Source organism: Streptomyces sp. NPDC056479, from assembly GCF_042795335.1.
GTDB lineage: Bacteria > Actinomycetota > Actinomycetes > Streptomycetales > Streptomycetaceae > Streptomyces.
In genome coordinates this window covers 312,655-335,056 of sequence record NZ_JBHTRZ010000007.1, presented here as the reverse complement: position 1 = coordinate 335,056, position 22,402 = coordinate 312,655, and the positions used below count along the sequence as shown (strand labels likewise).

The 22,402-nt window shown below is 70.8% G+C and carries 19 protein-coding genes; 11 read left to right on the top strand and 8 right to left on the bottom strand.

Annotated features, from left to right (window positions below):
- The first annotated feature begins 280 nt into the window (after positions 1 to 280).
- From ACFQ6S_RS27785 to ACFQ6S_RS27770, 4 genes are all read left to right on the top strand, one after another.
- The gene (locus tag ACFQ6S_RS27785) at positions 281 to 3,526 is read left to right on the top strand and encodes a nitrate- and nitrite sensing domain-containing protein (RefSeq protein ID WP_383415291.1); all 3,246 of its coding nucleotides are present in this window, start codon (positions 281 to 283) and stop codon (positions 3,524 to 3,526) included.
- A gap of 10 nt (positions 3,527 to 3,536) precedes the next feature.
- A complete protein-coding gene (locus ACFQ6S_RS27780) occupies positions 3,537 to 3,950 on the top strand; it encodes a roadblock/LC7 domain-containing protein (RefSeq protein WP_005479603.1) in 414 nt (137 codons plus the stop codon).
- 95 nt (positions 3,951 to 4,045) lie between these two features.
- Positions 4,046 to 4,624, top strand: coding sequence for a DUF742 domain-containing protein (locus tag ACFQ6S_RS27775; RefSeq protein ID WP_383415288.1), 579 nt, complete (start codon positions 4,046 to 4,048; stop codon positions 4,622 to 4,624).
- Positions 4,605 to 5,186: an ATP/GTP-binding protein gene (locus ACFQ6S_RS27770; protein ID WP_026248371.1), complete on the top strand. Its 582-nt coding sequence runs from the start codon at positions 4,605 to 4,607 to the stop codon at positions 5,184 to 5,186. Before ACFQ6S_RS27775 ends, ACFQ6S_RS27770 begins: the two co-directional genes overlap by 20 nt.
- 143 nt (positions 5,187 to 5,329) lie before the next feature.
- Here the strand turns inward: ACFQ6S_RS27770 and ACFQ6S_RS27765 are convergent, their stop codons facing one another.
- From ACFQ6S_RS27765 to ACFQ6S_RS27755, 3 genes are all read right to left on the bottom strand, one after another.
- The gene (locus tag ACFQ6S_RS27765) at positions 5,330 to 5,524 is read right to left on the bottom strand and encodes an acyl-CoA carboxylase subunit epsilon (protein WP_383415285.1); all 195 of its coding nucleotides are present in this window, start codon (positions 5,522 to 5,524) and stop codon (positions 5,330 to 5,332) included.
- Positions 5,525 to 5,570: 46 nt separating this feature from the next.
- Entirely contained in the window at positions 5,571 to 7,154 is a 1,584-nt protein-coding gene (locus ACFQ6S_RS27760; RefSeq protein WP_383415283.1) for an acyl-CoA carboxylase subunit beta, read from the bottom strand.
- Between the two features lie 154 nt (positions 7,155 to 7,308).
- Positions 7,309 to 9,630: a polysaccharide lyase 8 family protein gene (locus ACFQ6S_RS27755; protein WP_383415280.1), complete on the bottom strand. Its 2,322-nt coding sequence runs from the start codon at positions 9,628 to 9,630 to the stop codon at positions 7,309 to 7,311.
- Positions 9,631 to 9,757: 127 nt separating this feature from the next.
- Between ACFQ6S_RS27755 and ACFQ6S_RS27750 the strand changes: the two genes are divergently transcribed.
- On the top strand, positions 9,758 to 10,369 hold the full coding sequence (locus ACFQ6S_RS27750) for a YceI family protein (protein WP_383415277.1): 612 nt from the start codon (positions 9,758 to 9,760) through the stop codon (positions 10,367 to 10,369).
- Between the two features lie 47 nt (positions 10,370 to 10,416).
- Here the strand turns inward: ACFQ6S_RS27750 and ACFQ6S_RS27745 are convergent, their stop codons facing one another.
- The 3 genes from ACFQ6S_RS27745 to ACFQ6S_RS27735 form a co-directional block, all read right to left on the bottom strand.
- A complete protein-coding gene (locus ACFQ6S_RS27745; RefSeq protein WP_383415274.1) occupies positions 10,417 to 10,986 on the bottom strand; it encodes a YdeI family protein in 570 nt (189 codons plus the stop codon).
- Positions 10,987 to 11,049: 63 nt separating this feature from the next.
- Complete coding sequence (locus ACFQ6S_RS27740) at positions 11,050 to 11,733, bottom strand: DUF899 family protein (RefSeq protein WP_383415272.1); 684 nt, start codon at positions 11,731 to 11,733, stop codon at positions 11,050 to 11,052.
- 98 nt (positions 11,734 to 11,831) lie between these two features.
- Positions 11,832 to 12,443, bottom strand: coding sequence for a TetR/AcrR family transcriptional regulator (locus tag ACFQ6S_RS27735; protein WP_383415269.1), 612 nt, complete (start codon positions 12,441 to 12,443; stop codon positions 11,832 to 11,834).
- A gap of 75 nt (positions 12,444 to 12,518) precedes the next feature.
- Between ACFQ6S_RS27735 and ACFQ6S_RS27730 the strand changes: the two genes are divergently transcribed.
- The 6 genes from ACFQ6S_RS27730 to ACFQ6S_RS27705 all read left to right on the top strand — a co-directional run bounded on the left by ACFQ6S_RS27730 (position 12,519) and on the right by ACFQ6S_RS27705 (position 17,853).
- Complete coding sequence (locus ACFQ6S_RS27730; protein WP_383415266.1) at positions 12,519 to 13,496, top strand: DMT family transporter; 978 nt, start codon at positions 12,519 to 12,521, stop codon at positions 13,494 to 13,496.
- 105 nt (positions 13,497 to 13,601) lie between these two features.
- Complete coding sequence (locus ACFQ6S_RS27725) at positions 13,602 to 14,795, top strand: Cmx/CmrA family chloramphenicol efflux MFS transporter (protein WP_383415264.1); 1,194 nt, start codon at positions 13,602 to 13,604, stop codon at positions 14,793 to 14,795.
- A gap of 119 nt (positions 14,796 to 14,914) precedes the next feature.
- On the top strand, positions 14,915 to 15,145 hold the full coding sequence (locus tag ACFQ6S_RS27720) for a hypothetical protein (RefSeq protein ID WP_383415261.1): 231 nt from the start codon (positions 14,915 to 14,917) through the stop codon (positions 15,143 to 15,145).
- Positions 15,146 to 15,318: 173 nt separating this feature from the next.
- Positions 15,319 to 16,101 (top strand): serine protease, encoded by a 783-nt coding sequence (locus tag ACFQ6S_RS27715; protein ID WP_383415258.1) that lies wholly within the window; start codon positions 15,319 to 15,321, stop codon positions 16,099 to 16,101.
- A gap of 191 nt (positions 16,102 to 16,292) precedes the next feature.
- The gene (locus ACFQ6S_RS27710) at positions 16,293 to 16,715 is read left to right on the top strand and encodes a YciI family protein (protein WP_383415255.1); all 423 of its coding nucleotides are present in this window, start codon (positions 16,293 to 16,295) and stop codon (positions 16,713 to 16,715) included.
- A complete protein-coding gene (locus ACFQ6S_RS27705) occupies positions 16,708 to 17,853 on the top strand; it encodes an RNA polymerase sigma factor (RefSeq protein ID WP_383415252.1) in 1,146 nt (381 codons plus the stop codon). The genes ACFQ6S_RS27710 and ACFQ6S_RS27705 overlap by 8 nt, the downstream gene beginning before the upstream one ends.
- 42 nt (positions 17,854 to 17,895) lie before the next feature.
- On the opposite strand, the gene ACFQ6S_RS27700 is transcribed toward ACFQ6S_RS27705, so the two are convergent.
- Together ACFQ6S_RS27700 and ACFQ6S_RS27695 are read right to left on the bottom strand one after the other, a co-directional pair.
- A complete protein-coding gene (locus tag ACFQ6S_RS27700) occupies positions 17,896 to 19,236 on the bottom strand; it encodes a hypothetical protein (protein WP_383415249.1) in 1,341 nt (446 codons plus the stop codon).
- A 105-nt stretch (positions 19,237 to 19,341) separates the two neighbouring features.
- Entirely contained in the window at positions 19,342 to 22,368 is a 3,027-nt protein-coding gene (locus tag ACFQ6S_RS27695) for a glycoside hydrolase family 3 N-terminal domain-containing protein (RefSeq protein WP_383415247.1), read from the bottom strand.
- Positions 22,369 to 22,402: the final 34 nt, after the last annotated feature.

Genomic DNA, 22,402 nt, shown 5'->3' with positions numbered 1-22,402 from the left:
TGGTACGGCCACTCGTCGCGGTCAAGTGGTGTCGCTGCGCGACAAATGCCCCGTCTTTTGACGGGGCTCGCTCTTTATGACCGTTTTATCTAGGGCTTACATCACTCGGAATCTGCCTCTTCCACTGTTTGGAAGAGCGCAGGCCGACGTGCTGGAATGCGAGAACTGCCCAATAGTCAAAGACGTACTCAGCAGTAGCGCGTACTCGATGGCGAACTGGGCTGAAGAGACACAGCGGCACATACGTAGGTGCCGACCCCGCCGGAAGGTTGTTGGTCGAGTGAGGCGAAGCAAGAGCAGTCCCGAGCCGTCGGCCCGGGGCAACTTCACCCCGCCGCCGCGCGGAGCGGCGCCCGCCCCTGTGCCCGGATCGGAACCAACGGCGGCGCCCGCGCCAAGCGGCGGCCGTCTCTCCCCGCGCAACTGGCGCGTGCCGACCCGGCTGAACGCGATCCTGCTCATACCCGTGCTGGTCGGCCTCGTCATGGGCGGCTTCCAGGTGAAGAGCTCGATCGACACCTGGCAGGAGGCCGAGGACGCGGAGAACACCGCGCGTCTGGTGGCCGCCGCCCTGACCTACGGTGACGCGCTCCTGGTCGAGCGCGACACGACCGCCGCGCCTCTGCTGCAGGGCAAGGGCGAGGACGACCCGTCGGTCGTCAAGGCCCGCGCCACCACCGACAAGGCCGCCGACGCCTTCGACGAGGCCGCCCAGAACATGCCGGACCGGGCCAACCTGGTGCGCCGTCTGGAGCGCTTCCGTGAGGTGGAGCCGGACCTGACGGACCTGCGCGCGGCCGCCTACACCAACAAGCTCACCGGCGTGCAGACCGAAGAGGGCTACGTCGAGGTCGAGCACCGCCTGCTGGAGTTCTCCAACGAGCTGGGCCTGGGCACCGGAAACATCACCAGCTACGGCCGTACGGTCTACGCCATCTCGCTCACCAAGGGCGCGCTCTCACTGGAGCGCTCCATCGGTATGCACATGCTGGTCAAGCCGGGCCCCAAGGCCGCGGACCTGGCCAAGCAGCGCGTCGCCCTCTCCTCGTACGCCTACCTGGAGGGCATCGCCATCCAGGAGTACCTCAGCGGTGGCACCGAGGAGGACACCCAGAAGCTCGAGGACGCCACCAAGGAGATCAAGGCCGAGGGCGTGGCGATGGCCACGGCGGCCAAGCAGAAGAACCCGGACTACGTGCCGCCGCCGTCCGACCCGGTCAAGATGGTCGGGGCGCTCGCCCAGCTGAGCTCCACGGACACCAGCGAGCGTGCCACGCTCGCCCAGGGGGGCATCACCGCCGAGAACTGGTGGGCGGTCAACACCCTCAAGTACAACGCGTACCGCGACATCGAGAACGACCTCGCCAACACCGCGGTGAACGAGGCGTCTGTCATCTCCGACGACGCCAAGCGCGACGCCCTCATCACCGGTGCCGTCGTCGTGGTCGCCCTGCTCGCCGCGTTCATCCTGGCCGGCATGGTCGCCCGCCAGATGTCCCGCGCGATGCGCCAGCTGCGCAACGCCGCCTTCGGCATCGCCGAGCAGCGCCTGCCGATGCTGGTCGACCAGCTCTCGCGCACCGACCCGGGCCGCGTGGACACCCGCGTGCAGCCCATCCCGATCAACACCCGCGACGAGATCGGCGAAGTCGCCCGCGCCTTCGACCAGGTCCACCGCGAGGCCGTCCGGCTCGCCGCCGAGCAGGCCCTGCTGCGGGGCAACATCAACGCGATCTTCACCAACCTCTCGCGCCGCAACCAGTCGCTGATCGAAGGCCAGCTGACCCTGATCACCGACCTGGAGAACAACGAGGCCGACCCGGACCAGCTGGAGAACCTCTTCCGCCTGGACCACCTCGCGACCCGTATGCGCCGCAACGGCGAGAACCTCCTGGTCCTCGCCGGCGAGGAGCCCGGCCGCCGCTGGGACCAGCCGGTCCCGCTGGTCGACGTCCTGCGCGCCGCCTCCTCCGAGGTGGAGCAGTACGAGCGCATCGAGCTCTCCGGCGTCCCGGAGGCCGAGATCCACGGCCGTGCCGTGACCGACCTCGTGCACCTGCTCGCCGAGCTGCTGGAGAACGCCACGACGTTCTCCTCACCGCAGACCAAGGTTCGTGTGACCGCCACCCGTCTCCCCGACGGTCGGGTCATGATCGAGATCCACGACAAGGGCATCGGCCTCACCGCCGAGGACTTCGCGGACATCAACCACAAGCTGGCCAACCCGCCGACCGTGGACGCCGCGATATCCCAGCGCATGGGCCTGTTCGTGGTCGGCCGGCTGTCCGACCGGCACGGCATCCGCGTCCAGCTGCGCCCCTCCGGCGAGCAGGCCGGCACCACCTCGCTGGTCATGCTGCCGGACGCCATCACCCACGGTGGTGGCGGCGAGCAGCAGCCGGCCCACGACGAGTTCACCGTCTCGCAGATCATCCCGGAGCAGCGTTTCCAGGGTGAGAACTTCAACCAGCAGCCGATGCGTACGGCCGCGGAGCTCGGCTTCGACGACAGCCAGTACAGCGAGGTGCCGGACGACCTGCGCGACCTGGACCCGGTCGGCCGCTCCCTGGCGCGCGAGGAGCGCCGGGCGGCCCTGGAGGCCGAGGTGCAGGGCCCGATGCCCGCCCTGGAGAATCGTGAGGCGTCCGGCTACGCCGACGACTTCCCCGTCCAGCCCTCCTACGACAACGGCCCCAACGGCTACGGCGAACAGCCCGGGGCCTACGACCGGCAGTCGGCGTACGACGAGCAGCAGCAGGCGGCGTACGACGAGCCGCAGATGCCGTCGTACGAGGAACAGCGCCCGGCGTACGACGACACGTACTACGCGCCGAACGGCGGCCTGCCGCGCAACGACACCTTCTCGTCGGGCGGCGGCTACCCCGAGCCCTCCTATCCGGAGCCTGCTCGTGAGGAGCCCGCGGCCGCGCGGTCGTCCGCCCCGGAGAGCTTCACCGCCTTCGAGCAGCGCCGCCACCAGGACGACTGGCCGCAGCAGGACGGCTACCGCAACGGCTACCCGGACCAGTACGCTCCGCAAGCGGAATCCGCGCAGGCCGATGACGTGAACGAGCGTGACCGCGTAGGCTTCGACCGTCCGGGACCGGCTCCCGCCGCAGGCCACGCCGTGACCGACGCCGGACTTCCCCGGCGTGGATCCGCGGCGAGCGGCGCCAACGGCGCCCGACCGGCGCGACAGGAGGCGCCGGCCCCCACACCGGAGAACAAGGGCGACAGCTGGCGTTCGCAGAACGACGAGCGCTGGCAGCAGGCCTCGCAGCTCAAGAAGCCCAAGGCGGGCGGGGTCACCTCCTCCGGCCTGCCGCGGCGGGTCCCGAAGGCCAACCTGGTCCAGGGAGCAGCCGAATCCACCCCCCAGGGCGGCCCACAGGTCTCCCGCGCCCCCGAGGACGTCCGGGGCAGGCTGAGCAATCTGCGCCGCGGTGTCCAGCGGGGACGCAGCGCAAACAGCGAAACGAACGGCCAGGGCTTCGGCCCTGACAGCACCTACAACCAGGAGCGTTAGTGTGAGCCCGATGAGCCAGGCGGCACAGAACCTGAACTGGTTGATCACCAACTTCGTGGACAACACCCCCGGGGTGTCGCACACGGTGGTGGTCTCCGCCGACGGACTCCTTCTGGCGATGTCCGAAGGCTTTCCGCGCGACCGCGCCGACCAGCTCGCGGCCGTCGCCTCCGGTCTGACGTCTCTGACGGCAGGCGCCTCCCGCATCTTCGAGGGTGGCAGCGTGAACCAGACAGTTGTGGAGATGGAGCGGGGATTCCTCTTCATCATGTCCGTGTCCGACGGTTCCTCGCTCGCAGTTCTCGCACACCCCGAGGCGGACATCGGCCTCATTGGGTACGAGATGGCGCTTCTGGTCGACCGTGCCGGTACGGTCCTGACGCCGGATCTGCGTGCGGAGCTTCAAGGCAGCCTGCTCAACTAACAGACAGTCGGTGCGTTTTGGCGTCCCGTGGCCGTAAGGTTTCGGGACGCGGCTCCACATGATGGGTGCCAGGCACAGTCGGAGGAGGAGAGAAAGTGGCAACACCCCCAGGCGGTTCATCGTCCGGTAATTGGTCGTACGGCCCTGGCCAGGGTCACAACGACGGTTCCCAGAACCCGAACCGTTACAACTTCCCCTCCACACCGAGCCAGCGGCAGCCGTACGCACCCCAGGGTCCCGGACCCTCGCCGTACGACCAGCCGCCGGCCCCGCGCATCCAGCCGGTGCAGCCGCAGCGACGCACCCCTGAGCCGGCGCCCGCCGGGGCGTCGAACAACCCCCTGGTGCGCCCGTACGCCATGACCGGCGGCCGGACGCGCCCGCGCTACCAGCTCGCCATCGAGGCACTGGTGCACACCACCGCGCAGCCGCACCAGATGCAGGGCCAGCTGCCCGAGCATCAGCGGATCTGCAACCTCTGCCGCGAGATCAAGTCGGTGGCGGAAGTCTCCGCCCTCCTGACGATCCCTCTCGGCGTGGCCAGGATCCTCGTCGCCGACTTGGCGGAGGCAGGCCTGGTCGCCATTCATCAGCCCGGCGGCGACGAGAACGCCGGCGGCCAGCCAGACGTGACACTGCTCGAAAGGGTGCTCAGTGGACTTCGCAAGCTCTAGCGGCGGTCCTTCCCGCTCCACCACCTCAGCGAAGATCGTGGTGGCGGGCGGCTTCGGCGTGGGCAAGACCACGTTCGTCGGCGCCGTCTCGGAGATCAACCCGCTGCGCACCGAGGCCGTCATGACGTCCGCGAGCGCGGGCATCGACGACCTCACCCACACCGGAGACAAGACCACCACCACGGTGGCCATGGACTTCGGCCGTATCACCCTGGACCAGGACCTGATCCTGTACCTCTTCGGTACACCCGGCCAGGACCGCTTCTGGTTCATGTGGGACGACCTCGTGCGCGGCGCCATCGGCGCGATCGTCCTCGTTGACACGAGGCGCCTCGCCGACTGCTTCCCTGCGGTGGACTACTTCGAGAACTCGGGTCTGCCTTTTGTCATCGCGCTCAACGGGTTCGACGGGAACCAGCCGTACAACCCCGATGAGGTGCGGGAGGCTCTGCAGATCGGGCCTGACACTCCGATCATCACGACGGATGCCCGGCATCGGGCTGACGCGAAGTCAGCGCTGATCACGCTGGTCGAGCACGCATTGATGGCACGGTTGCGGTAGTGGATGTGCGGCCACCGGGCCGCCTGGGACGGTTGTTGGCCGTCTGCGGGTGGCCGGGTGGCCGGTCGCGCAGTTCCCCGCGCCCCCAGGGGCGCGGAAGGGGCCCCTCTCCTTCGAGAGGGGCCCCTTCTTCATGTTCGGTGTCAGCGCCAGCTGTGCGGGGCGCGGAAGCCCGGCTCGCGCTCCAGGCGGCGCCAGCCGGCCTTGGCGCGGCCGCGGTGGGCCGGGGCGATGTCGGTCGGCTGGGCGGCGGCACGCGCGAGCAGGATCGCCGTGATGGCGGCGACTTCCTCGGGCTCGGCGTGGCCCTTCTCGACGCGGATATCAGGGAGGTTCATGGGTGTCAGTCTCCGTGGAAGAGGTTTCCGCAGCGGTACCGGTGGGTTACTGCGGGGGGTTGCCGTGCTTGCGGGACGGCAGGTCGGCGTGCTTGGTGTGGAGCATCGCCAGGGACTTGACGAGTACTTCGCGGGTCTCGGCGGGGTCGATCACGTCGTCGACCAGGCCCCGCTCGGCCGCGTAGTAGGGGTGCATGAGCTCGGACTTGTACTCCTTGACCATGCGGGCCCGCATGACCTCGGGGTCCTCCGCCTCGGCGATCTGGCGGCGGAAGATGACGTTGGCCGCACCCTCCGCGCCCATCACGGCGATCTCGTTCGTCGGCCAGGCATAGGTGAGGTCCGCACCGATGGACTGGCTGTCCATGACGATGTACGCGCCTCCGTACGCCTTGCGCAGGATCAGGGAGATCCGGGGGACGGTCGCGTTGCAGTAGGCGTAGAGCAGCTTCGCGCCGTGGCGGATGATTCCGCCGTGCTCCTGGTCGACACCCGGAAGGAACCCGGGGACGTCCAGGAAAGTGACGATCGGGATGTTAAAAGCGTCACACATCTGGACAAAGCGCGCAGCTTTTTCCGACGCCTCGATGTCCAGGACACCGGCGAGCACCTGCGGCTGGTTGGCGACGATGCCGACCACCTGGCCGTCGAGGCGGGCCAGAGCGCAGATGATGTTCCGCGCCCAGCGCTCGTGGACCTCCAGGTACTCGCCGTCGTCGACGATCTCCTCGATGACCTTGGCCATGTCGTACGGCCGGTTGCCGTCCGCCGGGACCAGGTCGAGCAGCGCCTCGCTGCGCCGGTCCGCCGCGTCCGCGGGCTCCACCCGGGGCGGGTTCTCACGGTTGTTCTGCGGGAGCAGCGAGATGAGGTAGCGCACCTCGGCGATGCACGTCTCCTCGTCGTCGTAGGCGAAGTGGCAGACGCCGCTCGTCTCGGCGTGCACGTCCGCGCCGCCCAGGCCGTTCTGGGTGATCTCCTCGCCCGTCACCGCCTTGACCACGTCGGGGCCGGTGATGAACATCTGCGAGGTCTCGCGGACCATGAAGACGAAGTCCGTCAGGGCGGGCGAGTACGCAGCGCCGCCCGCGCACGGGCCGAGCATGACCGAGATCTGCGGGATGACGCCGGACGCCTTGGTGTTGCGCTGGAAGATGCCGCCGTAGCCGGCGAGGGCCGAGACACCCTCCTGGATACGGGCGCCCGCACCGTCGTTCAGGGAGACCAGCGGCGCGCCCGCCGCGATGGCCATGTCCATGATCTTGTGGATCTTCGTGGCGTGGGCCTCGCCCAGCGCGCCGCCGAAGATGCGGAAGTCATGGGCGTAGACGAAGACCGTACGGCCCTCCACCGTGCCCCAGCCGGTGATGACACCGTCGGTGTACGGCTTCTTGGCCTCCAGGCCGAAGCCCTGGGCCCGGTGCCGGCGCAGTTGCTCGATCTCCCGGAAGGAACCCGGGTCCAGGAGCAGCTCGATGCGCTCCCGGGCGGTCAGCTTGCCCTTGGCGTGCTGAGCCGTGGTCGCCTTCTCGCTCGGGCCGGCCAGCGCCTGCGCACGAATCTCGTGCAGCTCGGCCGTCCGCCCGCGGGCGTCGATCGGCTCACCCGGTGCCTCATCCAAAACGGTCATGTAGCGACCTTACGAAGGACGCGCGCGAAAGCGAGCCGTTGACTCCGTACAGTCTCCGGACCCATTTACTGGTACCCCTGAACAGAACCCGGACCGCATGCAGCCTTTCCGACTGCTCAGAGGGCCTGCGGGTTGTGGAGGTCGCACAAAGCCGTCAAGCGAGAGTCACCTCACATCGATGGGTCGCGCATACCATCCCCGGAGTGACACGGACCCGCAGTCGGCGTCCTGTCGCGAGGACCTCGACCGAGTCGTCCGCCCTCAGAACCCGCCGAACGGGATGGTCCCAGACGATCTCCAGCGGCTCGCCCGTGCGGGGCGGCTCGCTCACGCAGAGCGTAGCGGTACGGCCCCCGTGGCGGAGCAGCACACTCGCGCCGGCGGAGGCGGTGAGCGGGCCGGCCGTGCCCGGCTGCCAGAAGTTGGCGGCCGTGAGGCCCTCGGAGGGGACGCGGACGGCCTGGCACATGTCGTCGTTGGCGAGAACCGACAGCCACTTCCGGTCGGCGGCGCGGTCGGCCACCTCGTCGCGGCCGGCGCCGGGCATGAGCAGATAGACGTAGGCCGCGTCGGTCGGGTCCGTGCCGTGGTCCAGCCAGAGGGTCTGCCAGCGGCGGGTGCGGCGCTCGGCGGTGCCGGTGGTGTTGATGTCGGCCCAGGCGCCGGTGCGGTCCTCGCGCAGGGTGCGCAGTTCGCCGTACGGCACGACCCAGCCGCCGTGGCCCGCCAGGTGGGCCCATCCTCGGCCGCGCAGGAGGGCCGGGGTGCCGCCCTCCCCCAGGTTGCGGTTGTCGACGACGGTCTCGACGGGGACGCCGTCGGCGCAGGTGATCCCGGCGCCGAGGCAGATCACGGTGTCCTCGACGCAGAACCACGACTTCCGGGCTTCGAGTGTCGATCCCAGGCCCTTCAGGTGCTGCCCGACCGCCGCGTACTCCCCGTCGGTCGCGCCGCCGACCCAGCGCACGGCGGGCTTGGGCACGCCCCACTCGCCGCCCGCCTTGTCGGGGAGGCGGAGCGTGGAGACGGTCGTACCGGGAAGGCGGTACCAGTCGACGGTCGGCCAGTACCAGTCCGTGTACTGATCACCCAGGCCCTCCGCCCACCAGGAGAGCATCCCGGCGCCGGTGTGCCAGCCGCGCGGGTTCTCGCCGTTGCCGCACTCGTAGTGGGCGATGCGGTCACTGGCCATGGCGATGTTCGCGACGAAGCGCGGCCGGCGGTGCACCGCCCGGTCCATCGCGGCGAAGAGGTGATGGCCGGCGGGTTCGGGCGCGGCGGCGACCGGTGCCGCGGCGGCGGTGTGCATTCGGGCGAGGTCCCCCACGTCGAACTGACGGGCCCTCAAGATCGGTGTGACGGTGTCCCGTTCGATCCATCCTTTGACCCGGCCGTACCAGCGCTCCCGTTCCGCCTCGCTCGCGCCGCCCGCGAGCAGGGCGATCGCGGCGATGATGCCCTGTCCGTGGTAGTGGTCGCTCCGCATGACCTGCCGGTCGTCGCTCTTGAGGTAACCCCGGCTGATGGCACGGCCGTTGACGCTGTCCATCGCCAACCCGTCGTGGATGAGGGGCGCGTAGGCGCGCTCGACGCTGTCGAGGACGATCTGCCTGTTCGGGTCCGTCACCTCCCACTCGGATCCGGCGAGCAGCGCGAAGAGGCGGCCGAGGCCGTCGAGGAGGACCTGGCCGTAGGTGCCGGAGTAGGCGACCCAGGTGTGCTGCACGAAGGAGCCGTCGGCGTGCAGGCCATCGCCCTTCGTGACGTACGGGAAGACCGGCGAGAGCGCGTCCCGCGCGAGGGCGATCTTCGCCGGTGCCCGGCCTAGGATGCCGCGCAGGGCGACGCTGCGGCACAGGTCGACGCGGTTGGCGCCGGTGGAGGTGCCGGAGTAGTCGGTGAGCATCGCGTCCGGGATGAAGTGGTCGACGGCCGCGCAGGCCGCGTCGATCCGGGCCGCGGTGAGGTGGTCGTACAGGGCGGCCGTGATGTCCGTCAGCAGGCGAGGGCTGCCGATCTGCCATTCCCACCAGTTGCCGTAGCGCGTGGTGGAGGGGTTGTAGACGGTGGCGGCGAGGTGGTCGAGGCCGCGCAGGACGTCGGCGAGGAGGGCCGGGTCGGCGGTGGATCCGGTGCCCTGCTGGACGTAGGCCTGGGTCATGGTCCACAGGCGGCTGTAGCTCTGGGTGATGCCGGCGGGCGGGTCGAAGGGGTGGCCGGGCCAGAGGGAGCCGGCGGTGGGGGCCATGGTCGCCCGGAAGCCGCGGGCGAGGGTGCCGGTTTCGGCCAGGCGGGCGGCGTACGGCTCCACGGCCGGGTCATAGCCCTCGCCGAGGGCGATGTCGAGCCAGCGCCGGCGGAGGGTGTCGTACGCGTCGGAATCCGCCGCTCGGGCCGGGGTCGCGGCGCCGTGGGCGAAGGTCGCGGCGAGCGCGGCGGCGTACAGGAAGGCACGGCGCGTGGGAGTCATGTCCATGCCCTATCACGTGACGGCGGGTAGTTCCACAGATACGGTCCGGATGTTGAATGCTGAACGGAATACGTCTACGGTGGTCCACGTTGAGTAGTTCAAGATTCAACATCACCTCCCGAGGAGTTACGTCATGGGCATCTTCAACCGCAAGGACACCACCGACGCCGCCACCCAGGCCGCTGCCGCCGCCGTCAGCCCGGACCTGGCCGCGCTGACCGGCGACTACACGATCGACCCGGCCCACTCCACTCTCGGCTTCGTGGCGCGGCACGCCATGGTCACCAACGTCAAGGGCAAGTTCCTCGACTTCAGTGGCTCGCTGCACCTTGACGGCAACGACCCGTCGGCGTCGACGGCGTCCCTCGACATCAAGATGGAGAGCATCGACACCGGCTCCGCGGACCGTGACGGACACCTCAAGAGCGCGGACTTCTTCAAGACCGAGGAGTTCCCGGTGATGACCTTCCGCTCCACCAAGGCGGAGGCGCTCGGCGGTGACGACTACCGCATCACCGGCGACCTGGAGATCCTCGGCACCACCCGGCCGATCACCATTGACCTGGAGTTCAACGGCGCCGCGAAGGACCCGTTCGGCAACGAGCGCGTCGGCTTCGAGGGCAAGGCGGAGATCCTGCGCTCCGAGTGGGGCCTGACCTGGAACGCCGCGCTGGAGACGGGTGGCGTGCTGGTCTCGGACAAGATCAAGCTGAACTTCGACATCTCGGCGATCAAGAAGGCGTGAGCCTTCTCTGAGGCAACCCGATGGCATGGCGCCGGTGAGTCCGTCACTCACCGGCGCTGTGTCAGTTGCCGCAGGATCGCGACGACCTGAGCCGCTCGGCTCTGTGGGGTCCGGGCGCGCAGGAGCCCGAGCATGAGCTGGTAGCGCTCGGTCCTGCCCAGCTGCTCGAAGGCCGCTGTGGCCCGGGGGTTCTCCGCCAGCGCCGCGGCCAGCTCGTCCGGGACCTCGGCGTTGCGCTGCGACTCGTACGCCGCCTCCCACCGCCCGTCCGCCTTCGCGGCGTCCACTTCGGCGAGGCCCGAGGGGCGCATCCGCCCTTCGGCGGCCAGTTCCGCCACCCGCCGCACATTGACCATCGACCAGAGGCTGCCGGCCCGGCGCGGGGTGATGCGCTGCGTGTAGTACGACGCGTCGAGTCCCTTGCGCTGCCCGGTGATCCATCCGTGGCACAGGGCCACGTCATTGACCTCGGCGGCAGTGACGGAGGGGATTCCGGAGTCCTTCTTGGCGACCTTCACCCAGAGGCCGGGGTGCGGGGCCGGGTGGCCGGTCAGCCAGGTGTCGAGGGCGACGGCTGATGCGAAGGCGCGGGGTTCCGGGTCGCGGTGGGGGCTCATGACGGAAACGTAGGGGCGAAGTAGGTCAGAAACCGTCCTCCATCGGCGGGCTCGGATCCCGGGTCAGTAGGCCACGCTCGGGTACCAGCCGCCGCGTCCCTGCGGGAGCAGGTCCAGGAGGTTCCAGACGGGGGCCAGCAGGTCGATGCCCCGCTCGCCGATGTCGTCGGACATGCGGGGATGCACGGAGTAGAAGTGGCGGAGCGTGCCGTCGGCGTCGCGGGTGAACACGGAAACGGTGGAGTCCTGTGCGCCATCCTTGTCCTCGCTGCCCGTGTCGTACTTGAACGTGCTGCCGCCGCAGCTCAGCAGCCGCAGTCGGTGCCACCCACGGCTGCGGGCGTGCTGCCGCAGGACGGGCGGGTCGGCGGCCGCCGCGATGACGAAGTCGGCATTGCGCGTGACGTGGTGGCCGATGTTGCTGAAGCCGTCGATCCACATGGTGCACATCGGGCAGGGGTCGGTATCCGCCTTGCCGTACATGAACTGGTACATGAGCAGCGGCCGTTCGGGGGCGGTGAACAGCTCGCTCAGCCTCACCTCGCGGACGGGTTCGTCGCCGGCGTCGAGGTCGGCGGGGCCTTCCAGGAAGACGTAGTCGTCGACCGGCGGCCCCGGCGGGAGAGCGCGCCGACGGACGGCGACTTCCTCGCCCTGGCGCATCAACTCGATCTCGGCTAGGCGCAGTTCCTCGCGGGCGGCGAGGTACTCCGCGGATTCACCTGGCAGTCGCGTGTGCCGGAACATCGCGCCCTCCCGGGTCGGCTCCCGTTCCCCGTGCCGCCTTCAGTCTAGGCCGGGGGCTTTGAGCGCTCACCTTCGCCGCGGCGGCCGGGACGGCGGGCTCATGGCTGCTTTTCCGGTACCGGCAGGAGAGCCGCCGCCTGATCGCGGGCGTGCGCGATCGGATCCGGGAAGACCTTCAGGCCGTGGGCCACGAGGGCCCCCTCGTGAAGGAGCATGAGCGTCCGGCCCAGGCGGTCCGCGGCGTCCGGGTCGAGGTCCCCGGCGAGGCGGGTGAACAGGGAGAGCATCCATTCCTTCTGCCCGGCGATGACCGGGAACGCGGGGTGGGCGGGGTCGCTGATCTCGGCGTGGGCGTTGACCATGCTGCACCCCTTGGAGCCGTACTCCGCCGACCATGCGCGCGAGGCGTCGAACACGGCCAGGACGCGGGCCCGCGGAGTCGCGGGCACCGGGTCGAGATGGTCGTCGAGGTACCGGGCGAGGAAGGCACGCCAGCGCTCGTCGCGGCCCGTCAGGTACTCCACGACGATCCGCTCCTTGGAGCCGAAGCGGTCGTAGAGGGTCTTCTTGGTCACCCCCGCCTCCGCGGCGATGAGATCCACGCCGACGGCATGAATGCCGCGCTCGTAGAACAGCCGCTCGGCGGCCTCCAGGATGCGCCGTGCGGCACGCGTCATCGTGACGCGCTGCGGGGTCGCTGAGGTGTCCATGGATCAAAAGTATACCGATCTGTATAATTTTTGGTACGAGCATGTATACCGATCGGTCTAGTGGAGGTGCTTGACGTGCACGCCCTCCTGTCCCTCGCCTTCGTCCTGTGCTGGAGCTCCGGGTTCATCGGGGCCAAGCTCGGCGCGGGGAGCGCGCCCGCGGTGACGATCCTGATGTGGCGCTTCCTGCCGCTCGCCGTGATCCTGATCGGCGTCGCCGCCCTGGTGGGGCGCGCGGCGTGGCGGGGCCTCACCGCGCGGGACGTCGCACGGCAGGCCGTGATCGGGGTGCTGTCGCAGAGCGGCTATCTGCTCACCGTCTACTACGCGATCCAGCTCGGCGTCTCCAGCGGCACCACGGCCCTGATCGACGGGGTCCAGCCCCTCGTCGCCGGGGCACTGGCCGGACCCCTGCTGGGGCAGTACGTCTCGCGCCGGCAGTGGCTCGGTCTGGGCCTGGGGGTGAGCGGCGTCGTCATCGTCACCGCCGCCGACGCCGGGGCGGCGACGGGCGTCGCCCCGTGGGCCTATCTCGTCCCGTTCCTCGGCATGCTCTCGCTGGTGGCGGCCACGTTCCTGGAGAGCCGCTCCCGTGCGCCGGTCCCGCCCGGCGTGGCGATGACCGTCCACTGCGCCACCAGCGCCGTGCTGTTCACGGTGTTCGCCCTGAGCACCGGTGCCGCCGAGCCGCCCGCCGAGGCCGCGTTCTGGACCTCGATCGGCTGGCTCGTCGCCCTGTCCACCTTCGGCGGCTACGGGCTGTACTGGATCATCCTGCGGCGCTCCGGGGTCACCGAGGTCAATACGCTGATGTTCCTCATGGCCCCGGTCACGGCGGTCTGGGGAGCGCTGATGTTCGGTGAGCCGTTCGGCGTGCAGACCGCTCTCGGCCTGTTCGTCGGCCTCGTGGCCGTGGGCGTCGTGCATCGCGGCGGCGATGTGTCCCGCCCGAAAACCGGTGGCTCCCGGCTGCGGGACCCGCATAGCCTGCCTCCGTGTCCAGCCCCGAAGCCTCCAGACTCCGGCCACCGGCTCTCCGGTGGCCGCAGGTGATGTCGGGCTGATCAGCGTTCACTTCCGCTTCCGGGCTCACTCCGCCGCCGGACGGCCGTTCCACGTGCCGTTTTCGACTTCGACTTCGGGTTGCGGAGTTTCTTCATGCCGTTCGCTCTACTTCTGCTGGGCGTCGCCGTGTTCGCACAGGGGACGTCCGAGTTCATGCTGTCCGGGCTGGTGCCGGACATCGCCCGGGATCTGGGGGTCTCCGTGCCCTCGGCCGGTGCGCTCACCTCGGCCTTCGCCGTGGGGATGGCGGCCGGGGCGCCGCTCATGGCCTGGCTCGCGCGGCGGTGGTCCCGGCGCGGGGCGCTGCTGGGGTTTCTGGCGGTGTTTCTCGCCGTCCATGTCGTGGGGGCGGTGACCGACAGCTTCGGCGTGCTGGTCGTCACCCGTGTCGTCGGCGCGCTCGCCAGCGCCGGGTTCCTGGCCGTCGCCCTCGTCACGGCCGTACGGATGGTGTTGCCGGAGGCCAAGGGGCGAGCCACGTCCACGCTGCTCGGCGGGATCACAGTGGCCTGTGTGGTGGGAGTGCCGGCAGGGGCGCTGCTCGGTCAACTCTGGGGCTGGCGTGCGGCGTTCTGGGCCGTGGCGCTGCTGCCCCTGCCCGCCGTGGTGGCCGTGGTGTGGTCCGTGCCCGGCGGTGCGGCCGACTCGGAGCGTTCCGCGCTACGGGGTGAACTGCGGTCGCTGCGCAGCCCCCGGCTCCGGCTGACCCTGCTGCTGGGCGCTCTGGTGAACGGGGCCACCTTCTGCTCCTTCACCTATCTGGCGCCCCTGGTCACCAGGGTGACGGGACTGGAGAGCGGCTGGGTGCCCGTCGTGCTCGCGCTGTTCGGCGCGGGGTCGTTCGTGGGCGTCGGGGTCGGGGGCCGGCTCGCCGATCGCCGGGCCGCTGCCGTGCTGTTCCGGGGCGGTGGCGCCCTGTTTCTCGGGTGGGGTGCCTTCGCGCTCGGCGCCGGGACGCCGGCCGTGACGCTCGGGCTCGTCCTCGTGCAGGGCGCCCTGTCCTTCGGGGTCGGGTCCACGCTCATCTCGCAGGCGCTGTACGCCGCGCCGGGCGCCCCCACCCTGGCCGGCGGCTTCGCGACGGCCGCGTTCAACGTGGGCGCGGCGCTGGGCCCCTGGCTCGGCGGTACGGCGATCGGGGCGGGGCTCGGATACCGGTCGCCGCTGTGGGTCAGTGCCGTACTGGTCGCGGTGGCGCTGGTGACGGCGGGCTCGGCGCACGGTCTGGCCGCACGGCGAAATGAGCGCGCGGCCGGGGGTCGCGCTCGGGCATCATCGTCCGCATGACCGCCACCTCCCGCCCCGGTTCCGCCTGGGTCGCCGTCGCCTCGTACGAGATCGAGAAGGGGAGCCTCCACCCCCTGGCCGCCGCGCGCGCCTGACTGCGTGACCGCGGGATCGACTGGATGCCGTTCACAGCGGGCGAGGTCCGCTGGGATCGGGTGTGTGCGCCCGGGGCCGACGGGCACTGGCGTGCGTGGATCACGGTCCAGGTGAACGCCGGTGCCCTCCGGCGGCTCGGGCTGCACCCCGAACAGCCGACCTGTGTCGTCAACGGCCCCTCGCCGCCCGGCTGGTGGCATGCCGCCGGGGAGCGGTACGCCCGGCGATGCCCGGGTGGGGGACCCCGCGCCTGAACGGGCATGGCCGGAATTGGCCCCTTGTGGGGGCGGTCACAGGATTCCCATAATCCAGCAAAGGAATTGACCGGCGCATGCCAGTAGACGTTCACTCCCCTGCTTGGCATGCCCCCGACATTTCAGCGCTTTCTCCACGTTCGCATGTCCAACCCCCCACGGAAGGCATCACGTTGAAGAAGCTCCTCACCGCGCTCAAGAGATGCGCGGCCCTCGGCGCCGCCGCTCTCGCGATCGTCAGCCTTCAGCCCGTCTCGGCCGCGCAGGCCGCCGACTCGCGCGTCGTCGGCGGAACCCGTGCCTCGCAGGGCGAGTTCCCGTTCATGGTCCGGCTCTCCATGGGCTGTGGCGGCGCGCTCTACACCCAGCAGATCGTGCTCACCGCCGCGCACTGTGTGGGCTCGACCGGCGCCAACACCTCCATCACCGCCACCGCAGGCGTCGTGGACCTCCAGTCCACCAGCGGCCGGGTGCAGGTCCGCTCCACGTACGTGTACCGGGCCCCCGGCTACAACGGCGACGGCAAGGACTGGGCGCTCATCAAGCTCGCCCAGCCGATCAACCTGCCGACGCTGAAGATCGCCACCACCTCGCAGTACAACACCGGCACCTTCACCGTGGCCGGCTGGGGCGCGGCCCGTGAGGGCGGTGCCCAGCAGCGGTACATGCTCAAGGCCAACGTGCCGTTCGTCAGCGACGCCCAGTGCCGCTCCTACAGCGGCTACAGCGGCCTCATCGCCAACGAGGAGATCTGCGCCGGCCTCCCGTCCGGCGGCGTCGACACCTGCCAGGGCGACTCCGGCGGCCCGATGTTCCGCCGCGACGCGAGCAACGCCTGGATCCAGGTCGGCATCGTCAGCTGGGGCATAGGCTGCGCCCGCCCGAACGCCCCCGGCGTCTACACCGAGGTCTCCACCTTCGCCTCCGCGATCGCCTCGGCGGCGTCCTCGCTCTGACCTCCCGGCGGTTCCGACCTGCCACTTTCACGGGCCCGGTGTCCTCGGACGCCGGGCCCGTGCCGTGCCTCGGATCCCTTCGCACGGACTCGCTGGAAGAAATTCCGGCGACGATGTCGAGAACCCGTGCCCGGCTCCGTCCCCGGGGTGAGCGCGACCACAATGGGTCGCACAGCACCGAGGAGACCACCATGGCCAAGTACCTGTTGCTCAAGCACTACCGCGGCGCCCCGGCAGCGGTGAACGACATCCCCATGGACCAGTGGACGCCGGAGGAGATCTCGGCACACGTGCAGTACATGAACGACTTCGCGGCCCGGCTGGAGAAGACCGGCGAGTTCGTCGACGGTCAGGCGCTCGCCCCCGAGGGGACGTGGGTCCGGTACGACGGTGAGGGGCGCCCGCCGGTCACCGACGGCCCGTTCGCCGAGACCAAGGACCTCATCGCCGGCTGGATGGTCATCGACGTCGACAGCCACGAGCGTGCCGTCGAGCTGGCCGGCGAACTGTCCGCCGCTCCCGGGGCGGGCGGGAAGCCGATCCACGAGTGGCTGGAGCTGCGCCCGTTCCTGGGCGCGCCGCCCACCATCTCGGACTGCGCCTTCCATGGATGAGGCTCTGCTGCGGAGCCTTACGCCCAGCGTGCTCGCCGTCCTCGTCCGCCGCGGAGCCGACTTCGCGGCGGCCGAGGACGCCGTGCAGGACGCACTGATCGAGGCCGTCCGCGTGTGGCCGGACGACCCGCCGCGGGATGCGAAGGGCTGGCTGGTCACCGTGGCCTGGCGCAAATTCCTCGACGCGACCCGGGCGGACGTGGCCCGCCGCCGGCGGGAGGACCTCGTCGACGACGAGCCTGCGCCCGGCCCCGCGTCCGCGGCGGACGACACGCTCCAGCTCTACTTCCTGTGCGCCCACCCGTCGCTGACCCCGTCGTCCGCGGTCGCGCTCACGCTGCGCGCCGTCGGCGGGCTGACCACCCGCCAGATCGCCCGGGCGTACCTGGTGCCCGAGGCGACGATGGCGCAGCGCATCAGCCGGGCCAAGCGCACCGTCTCCGGCGTGCGGTTCGACCGGCCGGGCGACGTCGCCACCGTGCTGCGCGTCCTCTACCTGGTCTTCAACGAGGGCTACTCCGGCGACGTCGATCTCGCCGCCGAGGCCATCCGGCTCACTCGGCAGCTCGCGGCCGCGATCGACCATCCCGAGGTCCGGGGGCTGCTCGCCCTGATGCTGCTGCACCACGCCCGGCGCGCCGCCCGGACCGCGTCCGACGGCAGCCTGGTGCCGCTCGCCGAGCAGGACCGCGGCCGGTGGGACACCGCGGCGATCGCCGAGGGGGTCGAGATCCTGCAGGCGGCCCTGGCCCGCGACCGCCTCGGCGAGTTCCAGGCCCAGGCCGCCGTCGCCGCGCTGCACGCCGACGCGCCCACCGCCGAGGAGACCGACTGGGTGCAGATCGTCGAGTGGTACGACGAACTCGCGCGCCTCACCGACAGCCCCGTCGTCCGGCTCAACCGGGCGGTGGCCGTGGGCGAGGCCGACGGGCCGCGCGCCGGGCTGGCGGCGCTCGCGGCACTGGACGACTCCCTGCCCCGCCACACCGCGGTGGCGGCCTACCTCCACGAACGCGCCGGCGATCTGACGACGGCGGCGCGGCTGTATGCCGAGGCGGCCGGGCAGGCCCCCAACCTCGCCGAGCGCGACCACCTGACCCGTCAGGCCGCCCGACTCAACACCGGCCGGCCTCGCTGAACCGCCGCGCCGGGAGTCCTGTCACCCGGCGTGCCGGTCCCGTCAGAACCCTCCCCCGCCGAAGTCCCCGCCGCCGAACCCTCCGCCGTCGAACCCGCCCCCGAAGTCCCCGGTGTCGAAGTCCGCGCCGGAGACGTCGCCGCCCTCGTACCCGCCGGTGCCGTAGCCGTAGCCCGCGCCGTAGTCGGCCGCGTAGGCCGGGGTGGCCATCGCGCTGCCGAGCAGGGTGCCGATGAGGAGGCCGGGGAGGATGCCGCCGCCGAAGTAGCCGCCCGCCCAAGGGCCGTAGGCCGGGCCGGCGTCCCAGTACGGGCGGCGGCCGTACTCGGTGTCGACCTCGCGGATCACGGGGTCGCGGCCGTCGGCGAGGCGGGTGCGGTCGGCCGCGCAGACCGGGACCTCGCGGGCGGTGCCGCCGGGCGGCGTCCAGGTCTCGTCGGCCACCGAGGGGCCGTGCCGGGGGTCGAAGAAGCACGGCGGCCGGCGTTGCGGCAGGGGCTGGTGCTCCCGCCGGGCGGCGAGCTGGGTGAGGGAGAAGCGGCCGTCGTCCAAGGCCTGGCTGACCGCTCTGACGTCCTGAGGTTTGCGGGCCGAGTCCATCAGCCGTTTCGCCTGGTCGTAGGAGTCCAGGGCACGCTCGTAGTCCGCGCGCATCGCGTCGTCGGCGCCGGCCTCCGCCGGGTGGAAGTCCAGACGGTCCAGTTCCTCGCCGAAGGCGGTGATGTCCTCGTCGACCACCACCCGCAGCTTCTCCAGCGCCGCCCGCTGCTCCCGCTCGTGGCGCCGCCGGTTGCGCCGGACCAGCGCGTATCCGCCCGCGCCGCCCGCCACCAGCACCGCCCCGACGGCGACCAGACCGCCGACGTCCACGCCCGAGCCGCCGCCGTCGCTCCAGCTGGCCGGTGCCGTGCCGCGCACATTGCGCAGCGCCGCGTCGACGAAGTCGTTCAGCTGGGCCTTGGGATCACCGGCGGACTGCACGGAGGTGACCAGGTTGTCCACCGCCTGCCGGGACATCACCGAGGCGTCGGCCGCCGCGTCGAAGCGATCGCCGACCCGGACGCCGTACAGACCGGTGACACCGGTCTCGGTACGGAGGTTCAGCAGGAGGTTCTTGGTCGGCTGGTCGGCGGGGAGGACGGCGACGAAGACCGGCTTGTCGGCGTCCTCGATCTTGTCGGCGAGCGCTTCGGCGTCCGCCGACGACAACTGGTCCGAGGCGTCGGGGTCCACATACACGGGACCGTCGCGCAGCGCCTCGGCGACCTGTGAAAGGTCCGTGGCCGCATGTGCGCCGGGCGCGCCTGCCATGAGCACCGCGATTGCCGCGGCGACCGGCACGATCAGCGAGCGCATGAGGCCCCGGAAGAGCGGAGTCCTCATACTTCGACGCTACCTGATGGGACGGGCGAAGGCGCCGGTCCCGGTGGCTGGAATCCCACCGGGACCGGCGGCCCCACGGCATCCCGCCGCGTGCCGTACGGCGGCTCAGGCCGCGCGGTACGCCGCGCTCAGCCTCTCCACCGCCGCCCCGTACCGGCCCGTCAGCAGGAGATGGTCGGCTTCGGCGAAGGGTTTCGCCACCGCCTCGGTGATCCCCGCGCCGGTGGCCTCCCGCTGGACGATCAGCCGTGCCTTGGTGACGAGCGCGCGGCCCGCCTCCTCGGCCCCGGCCTTCTCGGCGGCCCGGGCCGCGATGCCGAGCGCCTTCAGGGTCGCGGCACCGCCCTGGGGCACCTTGGTCAGCGTGGTCAGGCCCCAGCCGTACGGGAACCGCGGGTCGTACGACGCGTCCCCGACGTTGATCGGCAGCTGTGCCTCGCTCTTCGGCCAGGTCACGGGGAGCTGTCCGGTGAAGGGCCGCCTGCCGTAGAGGACGTCCGCGACGCCGTCGCCCTCCGTGCCCGGCAGCCAGGAGGCGACCAGAGCGTCGATACCGGCCAGCGCCTCGTCGTCGATCAGCTGCGGGCGCCCGGAGACGACCAGCACCGCGCACCTCATCGCGCCGCACACCTTGTCCACGGCGGCCCGGTCGGCGGCGCTCAGTCGAAGGTCATGGCCGTTGCCGACGTCACCGACGCCCTCGGCGTACGGGGTCTCTCCGACGACGACCACGCCGACGTCGTAACCGGTCAGGGCCTCGGAGGCGTCCTTGGAGTACGTCAGCCGCGCGGAGTTCTCACGCATCGCCTCCAGGATCGTCGTGCCGGGCGTGATGTCGCCGGACGAGCCCTGCCAGGTGATCGTCCAGCCGCCGCTCTGGTTGCCGATGTCGTCGGCGTTGGATCCGGCGACGTACACCTTCTGCGACTTCCTCAGGGGCAGCAGCCCGTCGGTGTTCTTCAGCAGCACCTGCGACTCCGCCACCGCCTGCCGTGCCACGGCCCGGTGTCCGGCGGACCCGATCTTCGCCGCGCCGCTCGTGTCGGCGTACGGCTTCTCGAAGAGCCCCAGCCGGAACTTCTGGGTGAGGATGCGGGACACGGCGTCGTCGATCCGCTGCTCGCTGACACGCCCGGCCCGCACCTCGGCGACGAGGGCCGAGTGGAAGTCCTTGTAGGCGTAGGGGGCCATGACCATGTCGACGCCGGCGTTGACCGACGTCCGCACGTCGCTCGCGTAGTCGCCGGGGATCTGGTCGATGCCGTTCCAGTCGCTGATGACGAAGCCGTCGAAGCCCATGCGGTCCTTGAGCACGCCGTTGATCATGCCGGCGCGGGCGTGCATCTTGACCGGGCCCTGGCCGTCGCCGATGAGGTCGAGCGAGGAGTAGGACGGCATGACCGTGCCGACGCCTCGGTCGACGGCGTTCTGGTACGGCGCCAGGTGGACGGCCTCCAGCTGCTGCCGGGTGACCTTGGTGACGCCCTGGTCGATGGTGTAGGTGCCGTTGGTGGAGGAGCCGTAGCCGGTGCCGCCGTCGCCGACGAAGTGCTTGGCGGTGGCGAGGACCTTGTCGTCGTCCTTGAGGTCCTTGCCGTTCGCGGCGCCCTGGAGGCCCTGGATGATCGTCTCCATCGACTCGACGAGGGCCGGATCCTCACCGAACGACTCGTACGCCCGTCCCCATCGGTCGTCCCGTGTCACGCACAGGCAGGGCGCGAAGTCCCAGGGGATGCCGGTGGCCCGGGTCTCGGCGGCCGTGACCGCTCCGGCCCGGTAGGCGATGCGCGGGTCTCGGGTCGCGCCGAGTCCGATGTTGTGCGGCATGATCGTCGCGCCGGCCAGGTTGTTGTGGCCGTGCACCGCGTCGACGCCGTAGATCAGCGGGATCTGGAAGCGGGTGGCCTGCGCCCGCAACTGGAAGCCGTCGATCATCCTGGCCCAGGCCTGCGGGGTGTTGGGCGTCGGTGTCGAACCGCCGCCGGAGAGCAGCGAGCCGAGGGCGTAGGCGGCGACGTCGCCCCCGTTGCCGATGGCGCCGCGCTCGGCCTGGGTCATCTGCCCGGCCTTCTCCGCCAGGGACATCCGCGACAGGAGGTCCGCGACGCGCTTGCTCACCGGCAACTCGCGGTTCAGATACGGCAGTCCGTGCGCGTCGACCACCACCTGCGGGGTCTCGGCGGGGGCCTTGGCGCCGGTGACCGTCAGCTTCAGCGGGACGGTCTCGGCGGGCTCGGCGGACCGGTCCTTGAGGGTGGGCACCCGGACGGTGCGCGAGGTGCCGGAGACGGTGCCGGTGGGGAAGGTGAGCGTGCCGCTGACCGGCGTGTAGTCCTGGCCGGAGTCCGCGGTGCCGCCCGTGGTCTCGTACGTGACCGTCACGGGCTCGTCGAGCGGGGCGGACCCGGTGGTGGCGACCGAGATCTTCACGGCCGCCGTGCCGCCCTCGCGCACCGCGTGGACGGCGGCGTCGGTGGTGACGGAGGCGCGCAGCGACTGGTCGGCCTTGCCGTACAACTCCACGCCGTCCATGGCGAATTCGCCCTTGCCGCCGACGGGGAGGGTGACGGAATAGCCCCAGGTCTCGGTGAGGCCGAGGATGTGGTCGATGCCGCCGACGGGCTGGTAGTCCGTGCGATAGGTGAAGTCGGTGAAGGGCAGCTCGATCTGTTTCCAGCCGCTGAAGTCGTCGGTGAACGACGTCGTCCAGAGCTCGGAGGCCTCACCGTTGGCGCCGCCGTCCTTGAGCTCGAAGGGGATCTTCCTGCCGTTGTTGCGGCCGTCCCACCACAAGCGGATCCCCTTGTGGGCGGACCAGTCGTGGGCGGGTTCGGCGGAGGCGAAGTCGTGGGTGAAGCCGCCGTAGCCGCTGATGTCGTAGGCGCCGGTGAGCACCTTCTCGCCCTCGGGCGCGTCGTCGCGGGCGGTCAGCGTCAGGGCGGGCGGGTCGTCGCTGTCGCCGCCCCAGGTGAAGAGGCCCTCGGCGGGCGGGCGCGCGAAGGGTACCTCGCCCTCGAAGCGGTCCACGGAGACCGGGGCGGGGTCGTCGGCGCCGGACGCGGGGCCGGCCGCGGTGAGCGGGAGCAGGGTGGTGAAGAGGGCGGCGGAGACGAGCAGGGCGGTTCTTCGCATGGAACGTCCCTCGACTCTCATGGTTCACTTATGA

Excerpts from the sequence above, each read along its gene's own strand:
- ACFQ6S_RS27735 (WP_383415269.1), bottom strand. The coding sequence starts at position 12,443 with ATGGACACCTCAGCGACCCCGCAGCGCGTCACGATGACGCGTGCCGCA.
- ACFQ6S_RS27780 (WP_005479603.1), top strand. The coding sequence starts at position 3,537 with ATGAGCCAGGCGGCACAGAACCTGAACTGGTTGATCACCAACTTCGTG.
- ACFQ6S_RS27700 (WP_383415249.1), bottom strand. The coding sequence starts at position 19,236 with ATGAGGACTCCGCTCTTCCGGGGCCTCATGCGCTCGCTGATCGTGCCG.
- ACFQ6S_RS27695 (WP_383415247.1), bottom strand. The coding sequence starts at position 22,368 with ATGCGAAGAACCGCCCTGCTCGTCTCCGCCGCCCTCTTCACCACCCTG.
- ACFQ6S_RS27725 (WP_383415264.1), top strand. The coding sequence starts at position 13,602 with ATGCCGTTCGCTCTACTTCTGCTGGGCGTCGCCGTGTTCGCACAGGGG.
- ACFQ6S_RS27765 (WP_383415285.1), bottom strand. The coding sequence starts at position 5,524 with ATGAACCTCCCTGATATCCGCGTCGAGAAGGGCCACGCCGAGCCCGAG.
- ACFQ6S_RS27720 (WP_383415261.1), top strand. The coding sequence starts at position 14,915 with ATGCCGTTCACAGCGGGCGAGGTCCGCTGGGATCGGGTGTGTGCGCCC.
- ACFQ6S_RS27740 (WP_383415272.1), bottom strand. The coding sequence starts at position 11,733 with ATGTTCCGGCACACGCGACTGCCAGGTGAATCCGCGGAGTACCTCGCC.
- ACFQ6S_RS27710 (WP_383415255.1), top strand. The coding sequence starts at position 16,293 with ATGGCCAAGTACCTGTTGCTCAAGCACTACCGCGGCGCCCCGGCAGCG.
- ACFQ6S_RS27705 (WP_383415252.1), top strand. The coding sequence starts at position 16,708 with ATGGATGAGGCTCTGCTGCGGAGCCTTACGCCCAGCGTGCTCGCCGTC.
- ACFQ6S_RS27745 (WP_383415274.1), bottom strand. The coding sequence starts at position 10,986 with ATGAGCCCCCACCGCGACCCGGAACCCCGCGCCTTCGCATCAGCCGTC.
- ACFQ6S_RS27750 (WP_383415277.1), top strand. The coding sequence starts at position 9,758 with ATGGGCATCTTCAACCGCAAGGACACCACCGACGCCGCCACCCAGGCC.
- ACFQ6S_RS27760 (WP_383415283.1), bottom strand. The coding sequence starts at position 7,154 with ATGACCGTTTTGGATGAGGCACCGGGTGAGCCGATCGACGCCCGCGGG.
- ACFQ6S_RS27755 (WP_383415280.1), bottom strand. The coding sequence starts at position 9,630 with ATGGACATGACTCCCACGCGCCGTGCCTTCCTGTACGCCGCCGCGCTC.